This window comes from Ruegeria sp. HKCCD6604 (genome assembly GCF_013110635.1).
Classification (GTDB): Bacteria; Pseudomonadota; Alphaproteobacteria; order Rhodobacterales; family Rhodobacteraceae; genus Ruegeria.
On sequence record NZ_WVQW01000001.1, the window covers coordinates 1,222,212 to 1,243,241 of the forward strand.

Sequence of the window (21,030 nt, forward strand, 5' to 3'; positions counted from 1 at the left end):
GAACCGTACTGAGTGACCGCTTTCTTGGAGGTAGCGGCAGGTATGGTCAAGCATCACAACCGCAATCGGCAGGTCGAAAGGGCCATTTGACGCAGAATTTCAAGGAAGGCATGGAGCGGGTAGACGGAATCGAACCGACATAGCCTGCTTGGAAGGCAGGGGCTTTACCATTAAGCTATACCCGCAAATGGTTTGCGCTGGTTAAGTCATGCTTTCGGGATCGTCAAGCCGGAAGTGGCAAATTTAGTGGCGCAATTTTTCCGACACTGCTCGGCCCGTCAGTCCTGATTGCGAAATATCCGGGTCGAGGAAAAGAACCGCTCCAGTTCTTCGATCCGCTCCTTGCTTTCTTCCCAACGCGCCTCCTGCACTTCGGCAATCAGCGTTTCCGAGATCAACTGCAAGGCAATGGTCGAATCCCAACTGGATGGCGCCTCGACCAGTGCGTGGAAAGAATAATTTGCGGTCTTTCCGATCGGCGATCCCCATTGGTCCGTAAACAGAACAACAGTGACGCCGCGGCCCGAGGCAACCTGTGCCAGCTTCTCCAGATGCGCCTCGTAACGGCGGATGTCGAAGATCACCAGAACGGATGACTCATCCATATCCAGAAGGTATTGCGGCCAGACATTCGCCGAATTGCCCAGCATCGTCACATTGGGCCGGATGATCTGCATATGATTGAACAGATAATCCGCATTTGACCGCGTGATGCGACCACCAACGACGTATAGATGGCGCTCTGTCTCGGCCAAAAGACGCGCGACGGCATCGAACATCTCTTTGTCCAGACGTTCCAGCGTGTGGCGCATGTTGGTCCATACCGCCTGGGCAAAACGCGTTGTCGGATGTTCTGCCTCGTCATCCACAACCCAGGCGTCCCGTTTCGAGATCGGCTTTTTGATCTGCGCCGCAACCTCTTCGCGCAGCGCATCCTGCAAGTCGGGGAACCCGTCAAACCCAAGCTTGCGCGCCATGCGAATGACGGTCGGGGTCGAAACCTGCGCCGCAGCGGCCAGCTTGGTGATCGATTGCAAACCGGCCATCGGATAATCCTGCAACAGGACCGAGGCCAATTGACGTTCAGACCGTGTCAGATCGTCCAGCTCATCCTGAATCCTCTGTTTGACAAGTTTGGCAACGGTGGCCATCGGCGCCCTCGTTTCTTGAATTTGTTACAGAATATGTTCGTTTGAAATTTTGTCTACAGAAATTTTCTTGACAGGTGAGAAGTTGCTGTAACAAATGCTACCTATGCGTCACGAGACCGAGTCATCATTGCTTTTGCCGACCGAAGCCCCGGCAGCCCGCGTGCTCAATGCGCACGGTCGCGCGCCTGCCGTGCTGATATGCGAACATGCAAGCCGGTTTATTCCGGCCGCGCTGGATGGACTGGGGCTGGATGAGGCGGCGGCCAGCTCTCACGCGGCCTGGGACATCGGCGCGCTGGACCTGTCGGTGGAGCTGATGGGCGCTTTGGATGCGCCGCTGGTCCACTCGCGCGTCAGTCGCCTTGTTTATGACTGCAACCGCCCGCCCGAACGCGAAGATGCCATGCCGCAAGTCAGCGAAGTGTTTTCCATTCCCGGCAACATGAACCTGACAGATGCTCAGCGCGCCCAGCGGGTTCGCGACGTGTATGAGCCTTTCAAAACGCTGGTTTCATCCACTTTGGACGAACGGCCTGAACCTCCGGTTGTCATCACGATCCACAGTTTCACGCCCGTCTACAAGGGAGCCCCCCGAAAGGTAGAACTGGGGATTCTTCATGACGAAGACGACCGCGCCGCGCAGCTGATGCTGAGCCACGCGGAAAGCTCGAGATTGCGTGTGGCTTTGAACGAACCTTACTCGGCGACGGATGGCGTCACGCACACGTTGCGCGAACACGCGGTCCGGCGCGGGCTTCCAAATGTCATGATCGAAGTTCGAAACGATCTAATCGACACAGCAGACGGCGTGAACCGCATTGCGGGATTGCTGACGCCAATTCTGCAATCGGTCATCCAAGACTTATCGCACGCAGAGGCGAAACCATGAGAGCAGAGGTATCGGGATGAATTTCATGCGGGGATATGTGGCGGTCATTGACCGCACGAACCGCTGGATCGGACGCTTCGTCATGTACGGCATCTTCGTCATGATGGGCATCCTGCTCTGGTCCTCGATTTCAAAAACCTTTTTCCTGCCATCGCTGTGGACCCTGGAAATGGCCCAGTTCGCAATGGTCGCCTACTACATTCTGGGCGGACCCTATTCGATCCAGATGGGATCCAACGTCCGCATGGACCTTCTGTACGGCGAATGGTCCGACCGTCGTCGCGCGTGGACGGATGCGATCACCGTCCTTTTCCTGATCATCTACCTGGGCGTGATGATCTACGGCGGATACGACTCGCTTAGCTATTCGCTGCAGTATGGCGAACGCAGCCCGACCGCGTGGCGTCCATACCTGTGGCCAATCAAGGTCATCATGGTCGTGGGCCTGTTTCTGATGCTGCTTCAGGCGATCTCGGAACTGTTCAAAGATATTCTGCGCCTCAGGGGCGATGACATCCCGCGCGAGGTGATCTGATGTCGTACGAATTGATCGCCATCCTGATGTTTTCGACCATGATGCTGATGCTGCTGACCGGGCAGCGCGTTTTTGGCGCGATTGGTTTTGTCGCCGTGATGGCCGCCCTGTTTCTGTGGGGGGATCGCGGCGGCTATGACATTGGCTTTTCGGCCGCCATGAAGCTGATGAAATGGTATCCGCTGCTGACCCTGCCGATGTTCATCTTCATGGGCTATGTTCTGGCCGAATCCAAAATTGCAGACGATCTGTACAAGATGTTCCACGTCTGGATGGGGGGCCTGAACGGCGGGCTCGCAATAGGCACGATCGGTCTTATGGTGCTAATTTCGGCCATGAACGGGCTGAGTGTCGCAGGCATGGCCATCGGCGCGACCATTGCGCTGCCGGAACTTCTGAAACGCGGCTATGACAAGAAAATGGTGACCGGGGTGATACAAGCCGGATCGTCATTAGGTATTCTTGTGCCACCCTCCGTCGTGCTGGTTCTTTACGCGATGATCGCGCGCCAGCCAGTCGGGCAGCTCTGGCTTGCCGGGCTGCTTCCCGGGCTAATGATGGCCGCAATGTTCATCCTTTACATCGTGATCCGCTGCCGCATCAACCCGGCGTTAGGGCCCGCCCTGTCAGCCGAGGAACGCGACGTGCCCATGGCAGAGAAACTGCGCCTGTTGCGCGCAGGCCTTCTGCCCTTGGGTATTTTTGCCGCGATGATGGTGCCCTTCGTCAACGGCTGGACCTCGCTGGTCGAAAGCTCGGCCATCGGTGCGTTGACGGCGTTCGCCGCGGCCATCCTCAAGGGCCGCATGACACGTGAGGTTTTCGAGACATCCGTGCGGTCGACGCTGGGCATCACCTGTATGTTCATGTGGATCATCCTGGCTGCGCTTGCCTTTGGCGCTGTTTTCGACGGCTTGGGCGCCGTTCGGGCAATCGAGAACCTGTTTACCGAACGGCTGGGCCTCAACCCGTGGGTGATCCTGATCTTGATGCAGCTCAGCTTTATTCTGATGGGCACGTTTCTGGACGATACGGCCATGCTGGTGATCGTCGCGCCTTTGTACGTGCCGCTCGTGGGTGCATTGGGGTTCGACCTGATCTGGTATGGGGTTCTGTACACGATCACCACCCAGATCGCCTATATGACGCCGCCCTTCGGCTACAACCTGTTCCTGATGCGCGCGATGGCGCCACCAGAGATATCGCTGCGCGACATTTACGGTTCGATCCTGCCCTTCGTGATGGTGATGACGCTGGCGCTGGCGATCATCATGACGTTCCCGCAGATCGCACTGTGGCTGCCTGAATACATCTACAACAAATGATCCCGGATCAAACCGGGGCTTCGCGGGCAATCCCCGCACAATCGAAACTGACCAACGGAGAGAGAGAATGACGAACAGACGTACATTTCTGAAAGGTGCTGCGGCCGCTCCCGCCGCTGCTCTGGCGACGCCTGCACTGGCGCAATCGACCATCAGATGGCGGATGCAGACCTATGCCGGCCCGGCGCTGGCCGAACACGTGATCGACCCGGCCATCAAGATGTTCAACACGATCGCCGGAGACCGGATGCAGATCGAGCTGTTCTATGCCGACCAGCTGGTTCCGACGGGCGAGCTGTTCCGCGCCATGCAGCGCGGCACGATTGATGCCGTGCAGTCGGATGATGACTCGATGGCATCGCCCACCGAGGTCACCGTGTTCGGCGGCTATTTCCCCTTTGCCTCGCGCTACTCGCTGGACGTGCCGGTTCTGTTCAACCAGTACGGGCTGAACGAGATCTGGGACGAGGAATACTCGAAAGTCGGCGTCAAGCACATCTCGGCCGGCGCCTGGGACCCGTGCCACTTTGCAACGAAGGACCCGATCAACAGCCTGGCGGACCTTCAGGGCAAACGTGTGTTTACCTTCCCGACCGCGGGCCGCTTCCTGTCTCAGTTCGGCGTTGTGCCGGTCACCCTGCCCTGGGAAGACATCGAGGTCGCCGTGCAGACCGGCGAGCTGGACGGCATCGCCTGGTCCGGCATCACCGAAGACTACACTGTCGGCTGGGCGGATGTGACCAATTACTTCCTGACCAACAACATCTCGGGCGCCTGGGCCGGTTCGTTCTTTGCCAACATGGATCGCTGGAACGAGCTGCCCGAAGATTTGCAGACCCTGTTCCGCGTCTGCACCGATCAGTCACACTATTATCGTCAGTGGTGGTACTGGGGCGGCGAAGCCAGCCTGCGCGTCAACGGAGACAAGATGCAGCTGACGTCGATCCCGGACGAAGAATGGGCAACCGTCGAAGCCGCGGCCGTTGCCTTCTGGGATGAGATCGCAGCCGAATCCGAAACCAAGGCGAAGGTTGTTGAAATCTTCAAACAGTACAACGCCGACATGCTCAAGGCTGGACGGCCCTACCGCTACGGCTAAGACTTGGCCAAGCGACCCGCCCCTTGCATGGGGGCGGGTCTGACTGAACGAATGGCCGATGAAGGATTTCGGCAAAGACAAAGGTGGCACATGCTCACGTTCGAACATCTGAAAACGCAGGTATCCGAAGGTTCGGTTGATACGGTTCTGGTCTGCATGGTGGACATGCAGGGCCGGTTGATGGGCAAGCGTTTTCACGCGGGCCATTTCGTGGCAGGCGCATGGGAAGAGACCCATTGCTGCAACTACCTGTTGGCCACCGATCTGGAGATGGCGACACCCGATGGCTACGCCTCGACCAGTTGGGAACGGGGTTATGGCGATTACGTCATGAAACCGGACCTCAGCACCCTGCGCCCGGTGCCGTGGCTTGAAGGCACGGTGATGGTGATGTGTGACGTGCTGGATCATCACACGCACGAGGAAGTGCCGCACGCGCCGCGCTCAATCCTGAAAAAACAGGTCAGCCGTTTGAAAGCCATGGGCTATGACGCCATGACGGCGACCGAGCTTGAGTTTTTCCTGTTTGAGAAAAGCTTTGACCAGATCCGCAAGGAAGGTTTCCGGGATTTGGAGCCGATCTCGGGCTATAACGAAGACTATCATATCCTTCAGACCACCAAGGAAGAGCATGTGATGCGTCCGATCCGCAACCATCTGTGGGATGCGGGCATTCCGGTTGAGAACTCCAAAGGTGAGGCCGAGACCGGGCAGGAAGAGCTGAACATCAAATACGCACCCGCGATGGAAACAGCCGAGTATCATTCGATCGCCAAGAACGCTGTGAAAGAGATCGCGTGGCAACATGGTCACGCAGCGACGTTCCTGCCGAAATGGCACCACGAGAAAGTTGGTAGCTCGTCCCATGTGCACCAGTCACTATGGGCGAATGGACAGCCTGCCTTCTATGACGCCGGGGACGATCTGGGCATGTCGGCGCTGATGAAAAGCTATATGGCTGGGCTGCTGAAATATGCCCCTGATTACACCTATTTCATGGCGCCTTACATCAACAGTTACAAACGCTTCATGAAAGGCACCTTCGCGCCAACGCGGATCATATGGTCCGTGGACAACCGCACCGCCGGGTTCCGCCTGTGCGGTGACGGCACCAAGGCCGTACGCGTCGAGTGCCGAATTCCGGGCTCAGATATGAACCCCTATCTGGCGATGGCTGGCATGCTGGCGGCAGGGATCGCGGGCATCGAGGAAGGGCTGGATCTGCAACCGCCGACCAAAGGCGACGTTTACCAGGGTGAGACTGCGATGATCCCGGGCAACCTTCGCGCCGCGCGGGATGCGCTGCACGGATCGGTCATGTTGCGCGCGGCCATGGGAGATGACGTCGTCGACCACTATACCCGTGCCGCGGAGGTCGAGATCGAGGAGTTCGAACGCGTGGTCACGGATTGGGAAATCGCCCGCGGATTCGAGCGGGCGTGAGGTCGGGACGCGCTGGGGGCTCTGCCCCCAGACCCCCGGGATATTTTGGGCCAGATGAAGCAGGGATCCTGTTTCTTTCGGAAATGGAGTGAAAATGGGGCAGATGTTGAAATGTGTCTCGCCGATCGATGGATCGGTTTATGCCGAACGTGAAGTGTTGTCGCGAGAAGCCGCGTTCGGGGCCGCGGCGCGTGCTCGGGCTGCTCAGGCGGAATGGGCAGCTCGTCCGTTGCAGGAGCGGATCGATCTTGTGATGGCGGGTGTGGCCGCCGTTGGCGCCATGAACGATGAGATCGTGCCGGAACTGGCCCATATGATGGGTCGCCCAGTGCGTTATGGCGGCGAGTTCGGTGGATTCAACGAACGTGCCAGCCATATGGCGGAGATTGCCGACACGTCCCTGGTAGATATCGCCGTCGGCGAAGACGAAACGTTCAAACGCTACATCAAGCGCATTCCTCATGGGGTGGTCTTTGTGGTGGCGCCCTGGAACTATCCTTACATGACGGCGATCAACACGGTCGCACCGGCGCTTATCGCGGGCAACACGGTCGTCCTGAAACACGCGACACAGACGTTGCTGGTGGGCGAGCGCATGGCAAAGGCGTTCCAGTCGGCAGGTGTGCCCGAGGACGTATTCCAGAATGTGTTCCTGAGCCATGACGTGACCAACGACCTGATCGCGGGCAATGCATTTGATTTCGTGAACTTCACCGGATCAGTCGGCGGCGGTCAGGCGATGGAACGTGCCGCGGCGGGCACGTTTACCGGCGTCGGCACCGAGCTGGGCGGCAAGGATCCCGGCTATGTCATGGATGACGCCGACCTGGATGCCGCGGTCGACACGCTGATTGACGGTGCGATGTTCAATTCGGGCCAATGTTGTTGCGGAATCGAGCGGATCTATGTTCACGAGAGCCTTTATGACGACTTTGTCGCCAAGGCGGTGGACATCGTGAAGGGTTACAAGCTGGGCAACCCGCTGGATGCCGAGACAACGATTGGCCCGATGGCCAATGTGCGGTTTGCCGATGAGGTACGAGCGCAGATCGCCGAGGCGGTTGCAGCCGGTGCGGTTGCGCATATCGACACCTTCGCTGAAGACGACGGTGGCGCGTACCTGACACCGCAAATCCTGACCAATGTCACTCATGACATGCGCGTGATGCGGGACGAAAGCTTTGGGCCCGTGGTGGGCATCATGAAAGTGTCCTCGGACGAGGAGGCCATCGCATTGATGAATGACAGTGAGTTTGGCCTGACTGCCAGCCTGTGGACCCGCGATGTGGATCGTGCGGCGCGGGTGGGTGAACGGATCGAAACGGGGACCGTGTTCATGAACCGCGCCGATTATCTGGACCCCGGCCTGTGCTGGACGGGCTGCAAGAATACCGGGCGCGGCGGCGGTCTGTCCGTCATCGGATATCACAACCTGACACGTCCCAAATCCTACCACCTCAAAAAGGTAACGGGCTAAGGACGACGGCCTGCTTCGGACCCACCCCCTCGCCGAAGCAGGCCTTATTTTGCAAAGGAAACCTGACATGACACTTGTTGGAAACTGGTCCTATCCGACCGCCATCAAATTCGGAGCCGGGCGCATCAGGGAATTGCCCGAAGCCTGCGCCGCCGCCGGAATGAAGAAACCATTGCTGGTCACGGACAAGGGGCTGGCCGATCTGCCCATCACCGGCTCGACACTGGACATCATGGAAGCCGCCGGACTGGGACGCGGCCTGTTCAGCGATGTGGACCCCAACCCCAATGAGAAGAACCTTGAAGCCGGAGTTGCGGCCTATAACGCGGGTGGCCATGACGGGGTGATCGCCTTTGGCGGCGGCTCTGGGCTGGATCTGGGCAAGATGGTCGCCTTCATGGCCGGTCAGACGCGCCCCGTTTGGGATTTCGAGGATATCGGCGACTGGTGGACACGAGCCGATGCCGACGCGATCGCGCCAATCATTGCCGTTCCGACCACCGCAGGGACAGGATCGGAAGTGGGCCGCGCGAGCGTCATCACCAATTCCGAGACCCATGCCAAGAAGATCATCTTTCATCCCAAGGTTCTGCCGACCGTGGTGATTTGCGACCCGGAGCTGACCGTCGGGATGCCCAAGTTCATCACGGCAGGAACAGGCCTGGACGCCTTCGCGCATTGCGTCGAAGCCTTCTCGAGCCCGCATTATCACCCGATGAGCCAGGGCATCGCGCTGGAGGGTATGCGACTGGTGAAGGAGTATTTGCCCCGTGCCTATGCAGACGGCACCGATATCGAGGCCCGCGCCCAGATGATGAGCGCCGCTGCCATGGGCGCAACGGCTTTCCAGAAGGGCCTTGGCGCGATCCACGCGATGAGCCACCCAATTGGCGCGGTATTCAACACCCATCACGGCACCACGAACGCGGTCTGCATGCCCGCTGTGCTGGACTTCAACGCCCCGGCCATTGCAGATCGGTTCCGGCAAGCTGCGGCATATCTGGGCATCGACGGCGGCTTCGATGGTTTCCGCGCCTTCGTGCAGAATTTCAACGACAGCCTTGGCATCCCCCGCACATTGTCCGAATTGGGTGTGACCGAAGCTTCTATCCCAGAGCTTGTCGAAGGGGCGATCATCGATCCGTCATGCGGCGGCAACCCGATTGAGTTGACGAAAGACAACCTGACGCAGCTGTTCAAAGCAGCGCTTTAAGAAACCAAAGGGCCCGGCGAAACTTGCCGGGCCTTCGCGTTCAGATTGCCAAGGTCAGATCAATGCCCGGTCAAAACCAGAGTGTTCACCGGCATCAGGATCAAACGCAAGCGCAGACCCGCGGCATGTACCACGCCGATCGTGTCGACCACGTGCAGGAAGGCCGCCTCCCAAAAGCCAAGATCCTCGTGCTCCAACCGCTCGTGGTTGTCTGTGTAGACATTGGCCAGACAATTGCTGCCCGGCGGAATGTCATCGGCCATACCTTTGTACAGCGGCTCCATATAGACCAGAATCGAGCCCGGATTGTTGTTGGTCTGCACGTCCCGCAATTCGTCCGATGGGCGGATCTGGCCCGACGGGATGACATCCTGCACCTCGACCACCACGGTGGGGATCACGGTGAATGGCTTTGTCATGCAACCCAATTCACCAATCATGCCCGGCTTGATCACCTGGGCAGAGAGCTGGTTGAAAGCGGCCTGAAAACGATCATGCCCTGTGTGCGATGGCACAAGAATGCCCGCGGGGCGCAACAACGGGCTTACGTAGTCACCGACCTGAAGGCCGAACTGTTCGACCCGCCCTGTGACGCCCGCGGTGATCACCGTCTTGTCCAACTCGGTCTGCGCAGCATCCAGTTGCGCAATGGCACTGGCTAGCTGCGCGGGGATCAGTTCTTCGATCTGCTGCTCAACCGCGGCACGTTTGGATTCCGCTGCAAGAACCTGGGCCTCTCGCTCGGCGACAAGGTTTTCCAGCCTCTCAATCTCGGCCAGCCTTACGGCGCTTGAACCTTCGTCGCGCAAGGTCGTATTGCGCTCAAGATCCTCCAGAGACTGCGCAAGGGCTGCCTTGGCACCTGCAATTCCAGCTTCCGCCTCGGCCAAGTCGGTTTCCGCAACCTTAAGCGAGGCCTGCACCTGTGCAATCTGCGCATTTGCCGCCTGAACTTGGGCAGTCTGGCTGAAATCCTCGATCCGGAAAATCGGTTGACCCGCGGTTACCAGTTCGTTGTTCTTGACGAAAACCTCGGAAACACGGCCGCCCAATTGCGGCAGAATGGTTACTGTCCGGAAATAGGATGCTGCGGTTTTGCTGGCCGGATGAAAGTAAAACAGCGTGGTGATCACGGTCAGCGCCAGAATGGCACAGGTGGTCAAACCCCAGCGCAGTTCGTACCACATGGTGAACAAGGTAATCTCGTGACCGATCCGCTTGCCCTGTACAAAACGGCGGAACAGATAGTCGGGCAGCACCGTTATCAGGGCGCAGAGCATGGTCTCGATCATGTGGATTGCTCCTGCGCATCGCTGGGTCCAGGTTCTGGCGCAGCCGGCACCGTTGTTTCAGACACTGGTTCCGGAACAGGTGACCGACCCAGAGAACGAATGGCATCGGCAATGTTTCGAAGCGGGGTGGCAAAATCCGGGAACTGGAACCCTGCGACCAATATAGCAGCAACCCAGAAAAGCCCATTATGTGTAAACAGCGCCAGTAGTGCCAGAATGCCCACCAACTGAAATTGCGGGTGATTGTTTTCGTGGGCCATTTTTTCGGGAACCGAATGCAGCGTCAGGTATCCGACACCGATCAGCACCACCAGAACGACGAAAAAAACGACCATGGCGGAGAAAAGGTAATCGCTTCCGTCAGCTGCGACAACATATCCTGGAATATGCCCTGTGGCCATTGGATGAAGGTCTGCTGCGGTCACCTTACCCTCCTGTATAATTTGATACTTCTTTGACCGGGTTGAAGCACAATTTCAAGGCTGCTTATAGTCCGGAAACCCAAACGCGTGGCGAACGAGGAGCTTTGGCGCCAGCATGAAACTCAAGGAACCTGTAGCGTCTCTGCTCAGGATGGATCGCAATTCATGATTGATTTCCTGATAATCGGAGGCGGCATCGCCGGGCTGAGCGCCGGTGCGCGCCTGTCGCAGCACGGAACCGTGATGGTTCTGGAAGCGGAAGACGCCCTGGGCTATCACGCGTCGGGCCGGTCAGCGGCCTTGTTCGAAGAAAGCTATGGACCGCCTTCGGTCGTCGCACTGAACAAAGCGGGGGCTGCCTTTCTTCATACGCAGAATGGCGGTTACCTGACCCCGCGCGGATTGATGCTGGTCGGAGCAATTGACCAGCCCGACATGTTCGAAGCTGATTGCGCCGATCTGAACATGGTGAAAATACCGATGGATCAGGCGATATCGCGCGTTCCGATCCTGAATCCGGACAAGGTCGGGTTTGCAGCCATCAGCGAAGCGGCCTTTGACATCGATACGGATCGCCTGTTGCAGGATTTCGCCCGGACCGTCAGGCAAAACGGGGGAACGGTTTCGACGAAAAGCAAAGTCACCGGCATTCGAAAAGAAAAACACTGGGTGGTTGAGGCCGGTGAGATCATTGAAGCCCGCACTCTGATCAACGCAGCCGGGGCCTGGGTGGATGAGGTTGCACAGCTTGCAGGGCTGCCCGGTATCGGTATCACACCTCGCCGTCGGTCAATGGCGCGTCTTCCCGCCCCTGGAGGGCATGACGTTTCTGTCTGGCCGATGATGCTGGGCGCCGGCGAAACATGGTACGCCAAACCGGATGCGGGCAAGCTGCTGGTCTCACCATCCGAAGCCGATCCGGTTCCGCCACAGGATGCTTATGCCGATGATATGGTGCTGGCAGAGGGTCTGGCACGGTATGAGGAGTTGATGACCGAACCTGTCACAAGGGTTGAAACAAATTGGGCGGGCTTGCGCAGTTTTGCCCCGGACGGGACCTTGGTGATTGGGCGCGACCCGCTGGATCCTTCGTTTGTCTGGTGTGGCGGTCAGGGCGGGTATGGTTTTCAAACCTCACCGGCGGCCTCGCAACTGTTGTGCGACCTTGTTGTCGGAAACACACCCGAACTGGAACCTGACATAGTAGGCATGTTGACCCCTGACAGGCTGGAACGATGATCAAACGCAGCCTCCCCACTTCTGCAAGCGTCGCCAATGCGTCTGTAGATGGCAAGCTGGTGGCCCCGGCAGCATCCCGGAACACCGACGCCCTGTGTGCAGTGTTGCAAGAATGGGGGCCGTCCCAGGGCCAGGCATTGGAAATCGCAAGCGGGACTGGTCAGCATGTCAGGGCCTTTGCCGAAGTGCTTCCCGGGCTGACCTGGCAGCCTTCGGAAGTTGACCCTGAGCGGCGCGTGAGTATCGATGCCTATACCCGCGACCTGCCCAATGTCGCGCCGGTCGCAGAACTGGATGCAGCGACATCAGGCTGGCACAGGCGGTTTTACGGCCAGGATCTGATCGTTCTGATAAACTTGATTCACTTGATCAGTTGGCAGGAAACCAAAACCATCATTTCGGAAATCGCACAATCCCTGTCACCAAAGGGGCGGTTCATCTTGTACGGCCCGTTCAAACGTTCGGGCCAACTCATCAGTGACGGGGATGTCCGCTTTCATAAGGCTTTGATCCAGCAAGACCCCGAAATCGGCTACAAAAACGACGTGGACATTCTGAATTTGTTCGAAAACGTCGGCCTGCTCGCGCTGGCACCGGTCGAAATGCCTGCCAACAACCTTGCGTTCATTGCCGAACGCCCTGACGTCTGATCGAGATCAAAGTCAAACAGCCGCAACCCACTTCATATTCCAATTGCTAGATATGAAGAAGGGTACTCAGCAATGGCATGGCAAGAAAAACTCTCGGCAACACGTAAGAGTTTGCGAAACCTGAACGGATCCATTCCCGATACGACACGCGCATTCGGAGCGCTTGGCAAAGCCGTCAAAGAGGGCGGGACGCTCGACTACAAGACCAAGGAATTCATTGCGTTGGGCATGTCAGTCACCCTGCGATGCGAACCCTGCATCACCCTGCACACCGAAGCTTTGATCAAGGCCGGTGCGACACGGGAAGAAGTGTCCGACGTGTTGGCCATGGCGATCCAGATGGGCGGCGGCCCAGCCATGATGTACGCGGCCAAGGCGCTGGAATGTTTCGACGAACTGTCTGGATGACAAAAAGAAAAGGCCCCGAAGGTTTCCGGGGCCTTTCTTCGATCAACCGTCCTTGCGGATGGTTTCGTTTTTCGGGTCGTAGGGGCTGTCGCAGGTCACGACGGCATCCCACAGCTTGTCCTGCATCTTGACCTTCAGCTTTGTGCCTTCGACAGCCAGCTCGGGCTTCACATAGCCCATGCCGATGGATTTCTCGAACACTACGGAATACCCGCCCGAGGTCAATCGACCCACACGTTCACCTTCCGGTGTGTACAGTGCCTCGCGGCCCCATGGGTCGGCATCCTCCGGCCCGTCGATCAACAGGGTACAGCATTTCACGCGCACGCCGGTCTCTTCCAGCTTGGCCTTGCCGTAAAAGTCTTTCGACAAATCGACAAAGCGCGGCAGATCGGCCTCCAGCGGGGTCGCGTCGCGACCCAGTTCGGTGCCGAAAGCGCGATAGGATTTCTCCTGACGCAGCCAGTTCTGGGCGCGCGCGCCGACCAGCTTCATACCGTGCTTCTCACCGGCTTCTTCAAGCAGGTCGAACAGGTAGTTCTGCATCTCGATCGGGTGGTGCAGTTCCCAGCCCAGCTCACCGGTATAGGCCACGCGGATCGCGTTGACAGGGCACATGCCCAGTTCGATCTGACGCGCCGACAGCCACGGGAAGCGCTTGTTCGACAGGGCGGTTTCCGGATCGGCGTCCTTGATGACCTCTTTCAGAACGTCACGCGACTTGGGTCCGGCGATGGCGAAGACGCCCCATTGCGTGGTCACGTCCTGGATTTCGATATATCCGAACTCCTCCATCTTGTCCTCGGCCGCCTTGCGCAGATAGTCGGCGTCGTACTCGGTCCAGGCTCCGGCAGAGACGAGGTAATAGTTGTTCTCGCCATTGCGGACGATGGTGTATTCGGTGCGGGTGGTGCCGTGCGAGGTCAGCGCATAGGTCAGGTTGATACGACCAACCTTGGGCAGCTTGTTGCAGGTGAACCAATCCAGGAACTGGGTCGCACCGGGGCCTTTTACGACATGCTTGGTGAAGGCCGACGCATCGATCAGGCCAACGCCTTCTCGGATCGCTTTGGCTTCTTCGACGGCATACTGCCACCAACCACCGCGGCGGAAGCTGCGGCTTTCTTTGTCGAAGTTGTCAGGCGCATCCAGCGGGCCGAAATAGTTTGGACGCTCCCAACCGTTGACCCAACCAAACTGTGCACCACGCGCCTTCTGACGGTCGTATGCCGGAACAGTACGCAACGGACGGCAAGCTTCACGCTCTTCATCCGGGTGGTGCAGGATATAGACGTGTTCATAGCACTCTTCGTTTTTGCGGGCCGCGAACTCGGTGGTCATCCAGTTGCTGGAATAGCGTTTGGGGTCCAGCGAGGCCATATCGATCTCGGCTTCGCCATCGACCATCATCTGCGCCAGATAGTAGCCGGTGCCGCCTGCCGCGGTGATGCCAAAGCTGAAACCTTCGGCCAGCCACATGTTGCGCAGGCCCGGCGCAGGGCCGACCAGCGGATTGCCGTCAGGCGTATAACAGATCGGGCCGTTGAAATCGTCTTTCAGGCCGGACTCGGCACAGGACGGCACGCGCTCGGCCATAGCCATGTACTGATCCGCGATCCGATCCAGATCCAGCGGGAACAGATCCGCGCGGAAGCTGTCCGGCACACCGTGTTCAAACCGCGCGGGGGCGCCATGTTCATAGATACCCAGAATCCAGCCGCCGCGTTCTTCACGGGCGTAGGATTCGTTGTCGGCGTCGCGCACGACGGGGTGTTCCGGGTTGCCTGCTTCGCGCCATTTGACCAACTCTGGGTCCTTGTCCATGACGATGAAAGTGTGTTCGACCGGGATCGCCGGCATCTTGATGCCCAGCATCTTGGCGGTGCGCTGTGCGTGGTTGCCCGATGCAGTGACAACATGTTCGGCAGTGATCACAACCTTTTCGTCGCTTTCGACAAGGTTGCCGCCTTTTTCCACCATCTTGGTGCAGGTGACTTCCCAATGGGTGCCGTTCCAGTGGAAGGCATCCGCCTGCATCTTGCGCACGATCTCGACGCCACGCTGACGGGCCCCCTTGGCCATCGCCTGCGTCACATCTGCCGGGTTAATATACCCGTCTTCGGTGTGGTAGATCGCGCCCTTCAGATCCGATGTCTCGATCAGCGGCCAGCGTTCCTTGATCTGCTCGGGGGTCAGCCACTCATAGGCAACATCGCAGGTTTCGGCGGTGGAGGCGTAGAGCATGTACTCGTCCATGCGCTCCTGCGTCTGTGCCATGCGCAGGTTGCCGACGACGGCAAAGCCCGCGTTCAGCCCGGTTTCTTCTTCCAGCGCCTTGTAGAAGTCGACCGAGTACTTGTGGATGTGCGTTGTCGCATAGGACATGTTGAACAATGGCAGCAGACCAGCCGCGTGCCAGGTGGACCCGGACGTCAGCTCGTCCCGTTCGATCAACATCACATCGTCCCAGCCTGCTTTGGCCAGATGATAGGCAATCGAGGTCCCAACGGCGCCGCCGCCAACGACCAGTGCTTTGACTTGGGTTTTCATAACCGGGCGTCTCCCCTTGAAATCAGTTGACACCATATGGCGCACTTGAGGGGGATCGCGCGACATTCATCCGACCAGTGATATGAAAAAAACGACCCGATCATCGAATGCGGGCCGCAGATCGATCATGAAACCCGTGAGCTCAACCGCTGGAGCGACAGCGCTTGCTTGTCCCGATCGTGGTGCAGACGAGTTTCTTAGTCTCCTCTGCCGGTGTCTTCGCCGCAGGTTCCTCTGGCTGTACAGGTTGAGCCTTCGCATCAAGCCGACTGTCCGAAATCCCGACACGCGCGGATACCGAGGCAACATAACCTTTGAGGCCCAGCCCGGTCTCGGATGCCTTGGCCTGCTGATAATAATCCAGCCCAGCAACGACAACTCCACAGACTGCTGCAAACCCTGCCAGATATTTTGCACTCATGTCGACCACCTGTTCTCAATCGAGGATGTGAAACCAGAACATGTGGACGATTTGAAGGCGCAATGCGGGCCAGAACGCGAAAACCGCTAGGATTGGCCCGCCAAAACCTTGCCGGGATTCATGATATTTTCGGGGTCCAGAGCGGCCTTGATCGCCGCCATATACTGCGTGGCAGCACCCAGTTCCTTGATGAGGTAAGGCATTTTGCCCTGACCGATTCCGTGTTCACCTGTACAGGTGCCTTCCATTGAAATTGCCAGATCATTCAACCAGCCGACAAACTCTTCGGCTTTGGCAACTTCTTCGGTATTTTCCATGTCGATCAATAGAAGCGAGTGGAAGTTCCCATCCCCCACATGCCCGACCATTGGCGCGAGCAAACCAAGATCGGATGCCTTCTGTTGGGTGCTGGTCACACATTCCGCCAGACGCGAGATCGGCACGCAGACATCCGTTGAAATACCGCGCGCGCCGGGGCGCAGTTGCAGGCACGCCCAATACATATCATGGCGCGCCTGCCAAAGCTTGTTCCGTTCTTCGGTGGTCGAGGTCGCAGCAAAATCCGTGCCGCCGAACTCCTCGGCGATCTGACCAAAGGTTTCAGCCTGTTCTGCTGCACCGCTTTCAGAGCCATGGAATTCAAGCAGCAACAATGGCGTTTCCGGCAGGCGTAGCCCGGAATAGGCGTTTGCCGCCTGAACCGACATTTCATCCAGCAACTCTATTCGGGCGACCGGAATGCCATACTGAATGGTCATCATCACAGCCCGACACGCTGCATCGACCGATGGAAAAGAACACCTGGCCGAGCTGATCGCTTCGGGGATACCCTGCAACCGCAGAGTCAGCTCGGTGATGATCCCCAAGGTGCCTTCTGCCCCAATCAGAAGGCGTGCCAGATCATACCCGGCCGATGATTTCTTGGCCCTGTGACCGGTACGGATGATCTGGCCGTCCGGCATGACCGCCTCGAGGCTGAGAACGTTGTCCCGCATCGTTCCGTATCGCACCGCATTGGTGCCCGACGCGCGGGTCGCGGCCATACCGCCCAGCGAGGCATTCGCCCCCGGGTCAATCGGAAAGAACAACCCCTGATCCCGCAAATGGGTGTTCAGCGCCTCTCGCGTGACGCCGGGCTGCACGACGCAATCCAGATCTTCGGCGTGGACAGCCAGCACCTTGTCCATCTGCATCAGATCGACCGAGATCCCCCCCGCTGGCGCATTCACATGCCCTTCCAGCGACGTTCCAGTGCCGAATGGGATCACCGGCACCCTGTGCGCGGCACAGGTTTTGACGATTTCCGAAACCTCCTGCGATGTATGCGGGAAAACCACAGCATCCGGGCTCTGGTTTTCGATCCAGGTCGTGGTGTGCCCGTGCTGTTCCCGGATTGCGGCACCCGTTTGCAGCCTGTCGCCAAAGCGTTGTTTCAGAACGCCTGTGACGGTTGCGATACCTGTTTCATTCCGAGGCAAAGCGGTCGCCTGCACCATCGTCATCCTCCCTTGCCGCAGCACATCGCGGGCCTTTCAGTCTATGACTAAATGGCCCACCAAGTGCGGGCAATCCCCACAAATACCGAGGGTCTATTCGCCCAGCGCAATACCTTCGCGACGGGGGTCAGCGCCACCGCTCAGCCCTTCGCCGATTTCGATGGCGTGAAGGCCAGATGTCAGGTCACGCGGGTTTACCTCGAACCCAAACTGGGTCAGCCCGTCGGAAAAGCCTTCGGCAGAGGTCCCGGCTTCGACATCATACGTCCCGAAACGATTGACGAGATGCGGCAGCGACACGGCTTGTTGCACATCCATGCCCCAGTCGGCCCAGGCGATGATCGACTTGGCTACATAGCCGATGATCCGACTGCCACCCGGAGAACCAATGGCCAAAACCGGTGTGCCATCCTGCATCACGATGGTTGGGCTCATGGAGGAACGCGGGCGTTTTCCGGGCTCCAGCCGGTTGGCGATCGGCACGCCGTTAATGTGGGTCTTGAACGAAAAATCCGTCAGTTCGTTGTTCAGAAGGAACCCGTTTGTCATCAGGCGTGAACCAAAGCCGTTCTCGATGGTCGTGGTCATCGACAGCACGTTGCCATAGCCGTCGACGATCGAGATATGCGAGGTCGAGGGCAATTCCAGCGACACGTCATCCGCCCAGTTCAGCGCGTGATCGAATTCTGGTTGCCCCGGTCCGACCTCTGCCAGCGCGCCATCGGTATCCAGCAATTCAGCACGTTGCGACAGGTAGGCCGGATCAACCAGCCCCTTGGTCGGCATGGGTACGAAATCGCTGTCGGCCATGTAGCGGCCCCGGTCCGCAAAGGCGAGGCGCGAAGCGTCTCCGATTAGCCGCCAGGCCTCGGCGCTTTCCGAGCCCATGGCCGCCAGATCATAGCTGTTCAGCATCCCCAGAATTTGCCCCACGGTCAGCGCACCCGACGATGGCGGGCCCATGCCGCAGACTTCATAGGCGCGGTATTCCGCGCAAACCGGTTCGCGCTCGATCACCTGATACAGCGCAAGATCCGCACCGGACAGAACACCGGGATTGCCCGGAGCATTGCGAACCGTGCGCACGATGTCTGCCGCAATCTCACCGCCGTAGAATCCAGCCGCCCCGTCACTGGCCAACACACGCAGAGTTTCGGCATAAGCTGGGTTCATCAGGCGCTGCCCCTGTTGCAGCGGCGCGCCCCCCGGCAGGAAATATTCAGCGGTTTCCGGGAAGCGCGACAGGCGCTCGGCATCGTTTTCAACAAGGCTGGCCAGACGCGGGGACACCAGGAACCCTTCATCCGCCAACCGGATTCCATCGGCAAACAATCCGGGCCACGAGGAACGCCCCCAGCGGCGATGCGCCTCTTCCAGCAAGGCAGGTGTGCCCGGCGTCCCCACGGACAGCCCACCGACAACCGCATCGAAGAATTTCAGCGGCTCACCGTTTTCGTCCTGAAACAGGGTCGGTGTGGCCGCCAGCGGCGCCGTTTCTCGCCCGTCCAGAGTTGTCATCTGACCGGTCGCTGCATCGTACCAGACCAGAAACGCACCGCCGCCCAAGCCCGAGGATTGCGGTTCGACCAGGCCCAGCACGACCTGCACCGCCACCATGGCGTCTGCGGCAGACCCTCCTGCGCGCAATACTCTGGCGCCGGCCTCCACCGCCAGCGGGTTGGCCGCGGCAACCATCCAGTTCTGGGACGTGACCGGAACGCCATCCAGTTTGGCCTCGAGCGCCGCGATGACCTCGTCGGTCATGGCCTGTACCTGCCCTTCCGTCGCCGTTTCGGGTGCAACGGCATCGGCCGCTTCCTGAGCGAACCCCGGAGCTGCAAAACAAAATGCAGAAAACAGTAGAACTGAAACACGTCTCATCTGATCAAATCCTCCAATACATCCCTGACTATCAAAATTGCGCGCCGAACACGCTCTGAACAAGTCCAAGCTGCACGCCATCAACACATGGCCGACGTCCGCAGCACGCGTTAAGGCTTTGCGTCGCCTACCAATCGATCCTGATCATAGTGGGTCATACCGCGGAACTCGGGCAACCACGCTTCACGCCGGGTGACCCAGCTTTCATATGTTGGCGTCAACTGATCTGGCACATCAAGGCATCCAAGATGCACCTCCACTTCGGTTCCGCTGCGCGCAAAGACCGGAGAGCCGCAGACGGGGCAAAAGAACCTGTCAGCATAACCACGCGCTTCGCCGGAAACCTCTATTCTGTCTTCCGGGAAAACGGCCGCCGCATAGAACACTGCGCCATGATGCTTGCGGCAGTCCAGACAGTGACAGATTCCGACCCGCAGTGGACGACCCGAAGCCCTGATGCGCAGATTTCCACAACGGCATCCTCCTTCATAGACGTCCATTCCTGCTCCTTTCCAGAGCGCTAGAGCATTGCCGGTACAACCTGATCCGGCGGGCGGTGCCCGTCTTCGAAGGTCTTGATGTTGATGATGACCTTCTCGCCCATCTCCACCCGGCCCTCGAGCGTGGCCGATCCCATATGAGGCAACAGAACCACATTGGGCAGCTGCCGCAGGCGCGGGTTTACGTCAGTACCCTGTTCGTAGACATCCAGCCCCGCCCCCGCAATTTCACCTGCGCGGATCATCCGGGTCAGGGCGTTTTCGTCCACGACTTCACCGCGTGACGTGTTGACGATCACTGCCGAGGGTTTCATCAGTTTCAGACGACGTGCGTTCATCAGATGGAAGGTCGACGGCGTTGAGGGGCAATTGACCGAGATCACATCCATCCGCGCGACCATCTGATCCAGGCTTTCCCAATAGGTTGCCTCCAGCTCTTGCTCGGTCTCGGGGCGCAGCCTTCGGCGGTTGTGATAATGGACCTGCATTCCAAACGCGTTCGCACGGCGCGCCACCGCCTGCCCGATCCGGCCCATACCCAGAATGCCCAGACGACGACCTCCGATACGGCCTCCCAGAAAAGCGGTGGGCGCCCAGCCGGACCAATCTCCCTGCTGCATCACGGTCAGACCTTCGGGAATGCGTCGGGTGACGGCAAGAATTAGGGCCATGGTCATGTCGGCGGTGTCATCGGTCAGAACCCCAGGCGTGTTCGACACCAGAATCCCACGCTGGCGCGCGGTGGACACGTCAATATTGTCGACACCGGCACCGTAATTGGCGATGAGCTTAAGCCTTTCGCCCGCCTGACCCAGCAGACCGCCATCAATCGCATCGGTTACCGTAGGCACCAGGACATCAGCGTCCTGCACTGCGGCCACCAGTTCCTCGCGCGTCATCGGAGTGTCATCGTCGCGCAAGCGCACATCAAACAACTCGCTCAAACGTGTTTCGACCGCTTCGGGCAACCGTCGCGTAACGACAACACTCAAACGTTCTCTTGGCACCTCGGCCCTCCCACTGCTTTGCAAACGGACGC

At 58.8% G+C, this 21,030-nt stretch carries 19 protein-coding genes and 1 tRNA gene; 10 read left to right on the plus strand and 10 right to left on the minus strand.

Annotation, left to right across the window (positions count from 1 at the left end; all coding sequences use genetic code 11):
• Window positions 1–111 precede the first annotated feature (111 nt).
• Both GS614_RS06090 and GS614_RS06095 read right to left on the minus strand, forming a co-directional pair.
• A tRNA-Gly gene (locus GS614_RS06090) sits at window positions 112–185 on the minus strand.
• Between the two features lie 93 nt (window positions 186–278).
• Complete coding sequence (locus tag GS614_RS06095) at window positions 279–1,151, minus strand: MurR/RpiR family transcriptional regulator (protein WP_171114706.1); 873 nt, start codon at window positions 1,149–1,151, stop codon at window positions 279–281.
• 103 nt (window positions 1,152–1,254) lie between these two features.
• On the opposite strand from GS614_RS06095, the gene GS614_RS06100 reads away from it, so the two are divergent.
• The 7 genes from GS614_RS06100 to GS614_RS06130 all read left to right on the plus strand — a co-directional run bounded on the left by GS614_RS06100 (window position 1,255) and on the right by GS614_RS06130 (window position 9,132).
• Window positions 1,255–2,040: an N-formylglutamate amidohydrolase gene (locus GS614_RS06100; RefSeq protein ID WP_253285292.1), complete on the plus strand. Its 786-nt coding sequence runs from the start codon at window positions 1,255–1,257 to the stop codon at window positions 2,038–2,040.
• A 16-nt stretch (window positions 2,041–2,056) separates the two neighbouring features.
• Complete coding sequence (locus tag GS614_RS06105) at window positions 2,057–2,575, plus strand: TRAP transporter small permease subunit (protein ID WP_152458809.1); 519 nt, start codon at window positions 2,057–2,059, stop codon at window positions 2,573–2,575.
• On the plus strand, window positions 2,575–3,900 hold the full coding sequence (locus tag GS614_RS06110) for a TRAP transporter large permease subunit (RefSeq protein WP_171205339.1): 1,326 nt from the start codon (window positions 2,575–2,577) through the stop codon (window positions 3,898–3,900). Before GS614_RS06105 ends, GS614_RS06110 begins: the two co-directional genes overlap by 1 nt.
• 67 nt (window positions 3,901–3,967) lie before the next feature.
• Complete coding sequence (locus tag GS614_RS06115) at window positions 3,968–4,999, plus strand: TRAP transporter substrate-binding protein (RefSeq protein WP_170343589.1); 1,032 nt, start codon at window positions 3,968–3,970, stop codon at window positions 4,997–4,999.
• 90 nt (window positions 5,000–5,089) lie between these two features.
• Entirely contained in the window at window positions 5,090–6,442 is a 1,353-nt protein-coding gene (locus GS614_RS06120) for a glutamine synthetase family protein (RefSeq protein WP_171725731.1), read from the plus strand.
• 94 nt (window positions 6,443–6,536) lie between these two features.
• Entirely contained in the window at window positions 6,537–7,919 is a 1,383-nt protein-coding gene (locus GS614_RS06125) for an aldehyde dehydrogenase family protein (RefSeq protein WP_171725732.1), read from the plus strand.
• A gap of 67 nt (window positions 7,920–7,986) precedes the next feature.
• The gene (locus GS614_RS06130; protein ID WP_171725733.1) at window positions 7,987–9,132 is read left to right on the plus strand and encodes an iron-containing alcohol dehydrogenase; all 1,146 of its coding nucleotides are present in this window, start codon (window positions 7,987–7,989) and stop codon (window positions 9,130–9,132) included.
• Window positions 9,133–9,191: 59 nt separating this feature from the next.
• Here the strand turns inward: GS614_RS06130 and GS614_RS06135 are convergent, their stop codons facing one another.
• Both GS614_RS06135 and GS614_RS06140 read right to left on the minus strand, forming a co-directional pair.
• Entirely contained in the window at window positions 9,192–10,424 is a 1,233-nt protein-coding gene (locus GS614_RS06135) for an HlyD family secretion protein (RefSeq protein ID WP_171630763.1), read from the minus strand.
• A complete protein-coding gene (locus GS614_RS06140; protein ID WP_371809382.1) occupies window positions 10,421–10,849 on the minus strand; it encodes a hypothetical protein in 429 nt (142 codons plus the stop codon). The genes GS614_RS06135 and GS614_RS06140 overlap by 4 nt, the downstream gene beginning before the upstream one ends.
• A 162-nt stretch (window positions 10,850–11,011) precedes the next feature.
• On the opposite strand from GS614_RS06140, the gene GS614_RS06145 reads away from it, so the two are divergent.
• The 3 genes from GS614_RS06145 to GS614_RS06155 all read left to right on the plus strand — a co-directional run bounded on the left by GS614_RS06145 (window position 11,012) and on the right by GS614_RS06155 (window position 13,143).
• Entirely contained in the window at window positions 11,012–12,085 is a 1,074-nt protein-coding gene (locus GS614_RS06145; protein WP_171725734.1) for an FAD-binding oxidoreductase, read from the plus strand.
• A complete protein-coding gene (locus GS614_RS06150) occupies window positions 12,082–12,735 on the plus strand; it encodes a DUF938 domain-containing protein (RefSeq protein WP_171725735.1) in 654 nt (217 codons plus the stop codon). Before GS614_RS06145 ends, GS614_RS06150 begins: the two co-directional genes overlap by 4 nt.
• Before the next feature lie 72 nt (window positions 12,736–12,807).
• Window positions 12,808–13,143: a carboxymuconolactone decarboxylase family protein gene (locus tag GS614_RS06155; RefSeq protein WP_152458825.1), complete on the plus strand. Its 336-nt coding sequence runs from the start codon at window positions 12,808–12,810 to the stop codon at window positions 13,141–13,143.
• Between the two features lie 42 nt (window positions 13,144–13,185).
• Here GS614_RS06155 and GS614_RS06160 read toward each other — a convergent pair whose 3' ends face one another.
• The 6 genes from GS614_RS06160 to GS614_RS06185 form a co-directional block, all read right to left on the minus strand.
• Window positions 13,186–15,693: an FAD-dependent oxidoreductase gene (locus tag GS614_RS06160; RefSeq protein ID WP_171725736.1), complete on the minus strand. Its 2,508-nt coding sequence runs from the start codon at window positions 15,691–15,693 to the stop codon at window positions 13,186–13,188.
• Between the two features lie 142 nt (window positions 15,694–15,835).
• A complete protein-coding gene (locus GS614_RS06165; protein WP_170343580.1) occupies window positions 15,836–16,114 on the minus strand; it encodes a hypothetical protein in 279 nt (92 codons plus the stop codon).
• A gap of 86 nt (window positions 16,115–16,200) precedes the next feature.
• Window positions 16,201–17,610 carry an FAD-binding oxidoreductase gene (locus GS614_RS06170; protein WP_171725737.1) on the minus strand — a complete coding sequence of 470 codons (1,410 nt, stop codon included), beginning with the start codon at window positions 17,608–17,610 and terminating at the stop codon, window positions 16,201–16,203.
• Between the two features lie 93 nt (window positions 17,611–17,703).
• Window positions 17,704–19,491, minus strand: coding sequence for a gamma-glutamyltransferase (gene ggt / locus GS614_RS06175; RefSeq protein WP_171725738.1), 1,788 nt, complete (start codon window positions 19,489–19,491; stop codon window positions 17,704–17,706).
• Window positions 19,492–19,601: 110 nt separating this feature from the next.
• Window positions 19,602–19,991, minus strand: coding sequence for a GFA family protein (locus GS614_RS06180; RefSeq protein WP_171231164.1), 390 nt, complete (start codon window positions 19,989–19,991; stop codon window positions 19,602–19,604).
• Window positions 19,992–20,011: 20 nt separating this feature from the next.
• The gene (locus tag GS614_RS06185) at window positions 20,012–20,998 is read right to left on the minus strand and encodes an NAD(P)-dependent oxidoreductase (protein WP_171725949.1); all 987 of its coding nucleotides are present in this window, start codon (window positions 20,996–20,998) and stop codon (window positions 20,012–20,014) included.
• Window positions 20,999–21,030: the final 32 nt, after the last annotated feature.

Excerpts from the sequence above, each read along its gene's own strand:
- GS614_RS06095 (WP_171114706.1), bottom strand. The coding sequence starts at position 1,151 with ATGGCCACCGTTGCCAAACTTGTCAAACAGAGGATTCAGGATGAGCTG.
- GS614_RS06100 (WP_253285292.1), top strand. The coding sequence starts at position 1,255 with ATGCGTCACGAGACCGAGTCATCATTGCTTTTGCCGACCGAAGCCCCG.
- GS614_RS06105 (WP_152458809.1), top strand. The coding sequence starts at position 2,057 with ATGAATTTCATGCGGGGATATGTGGCGGTCATTGACCGCACGAACCGC.
- GS614_RS06110 (WP_171205339.1), top strand. The coding sequence starts at position 2,575 with ATGTCGTACGAATTGATCGCCATCCTGATGTTTTCGACCATGATGCTG.
- GS614_RS06115 (WP_170343589.1), top strand. The coding sequence starts at position 3,968 with ATGACGAACAGACGTACATTTCTGAAAGGTGCTGCGGCCGCTCCCGCC.
- GS614_RS06120 (WP_171725731.1), top strand. The coding sequence starts at position 5,090 with ATGCTCACGTTCGAACATCTGAAAACGCAGGTATCCGAAGGTTCGGTT.
- GS614_RS06125 (WP_171725732.1), top strand. The coding sequence starts at position 6,537 with ATGGGGCAGATGTTGAAATGTGTCTCGCCGATCGATGGATCGGTTTAT.
- GS614_RS06130 (WP_171725733.1), top strand. The coding sequence starts at position 7,987 with ATGACACTTGTTGGAAACTGGTCCTATCCGACCGCCATCAAATTCGGA.
- GS614_RS06135 (WP_171630763.1), bottom strand. The coding sequence starts at position 10,424 with ATGATCGAGACCATGCTCTGCGCCCTGATAACGGTGCTGCCCGACTAT.
- GS614_RS06145 (WP_171725734.1), top strand. The coding sequence starts at position 11,012 with ATGATTGATTTCCTGATAATCGGAGGCGGCATCGCCGGGCTGAGCGCC.
- GS614_RS06150 (WP_171725735.1), top strand. The coding sequence starts at position 12,082 with ATGATCAAACGCAGCCTCCCCACTTCTGCAAGCGTCGCCAATGCGTCT.
- GS614_RS06155 (WP_152458825.1), top strand. The coding sequence starts at position 12,808 with ATGGCATGGCAAGAAAAACTCTCGGCAACACGTAAGAGTTTGCGAAAC.
- GS614_RS06160 (WP_171725736.1), bottom strand. The coding sequence starts at position 15,693 with ATGAAAACCCAAGTCAAAGCACTGGTCGTTGGCGGCGGCGCCGTTGGG.
- GS614_RS06165 (WP_170343580.1), bottom strand. The coding sequence starts at position 16,114 with ATGAGTGCAAAATATCTGGCAGGGTTTGCAGCAGTCTGTGGAGTTGTC.
- GS614_RS06170 (WP_171725737.1), bottom strand. The coding sequence starts at position 17,610 with ATGGTGCAGGCGACCGCTTTGCCTCGGAATGAAACAGGTATCGCAACC.
- ggt (WP_171725738.1), bottom strand. The coding sequence starts at position 19,491 with ATGAGACGTGTTTCAGTTCTACTGTTTTCTGCATTTTGTTTTGCAGCT.
- GS614_RS06180 (WP_171231164.1), bottom strand. The coding sequence starts at position 19,991 with ATGGACGTCTATGAAGGAGGATGCCGTTGTGGAAATCTGCGCATCAGG.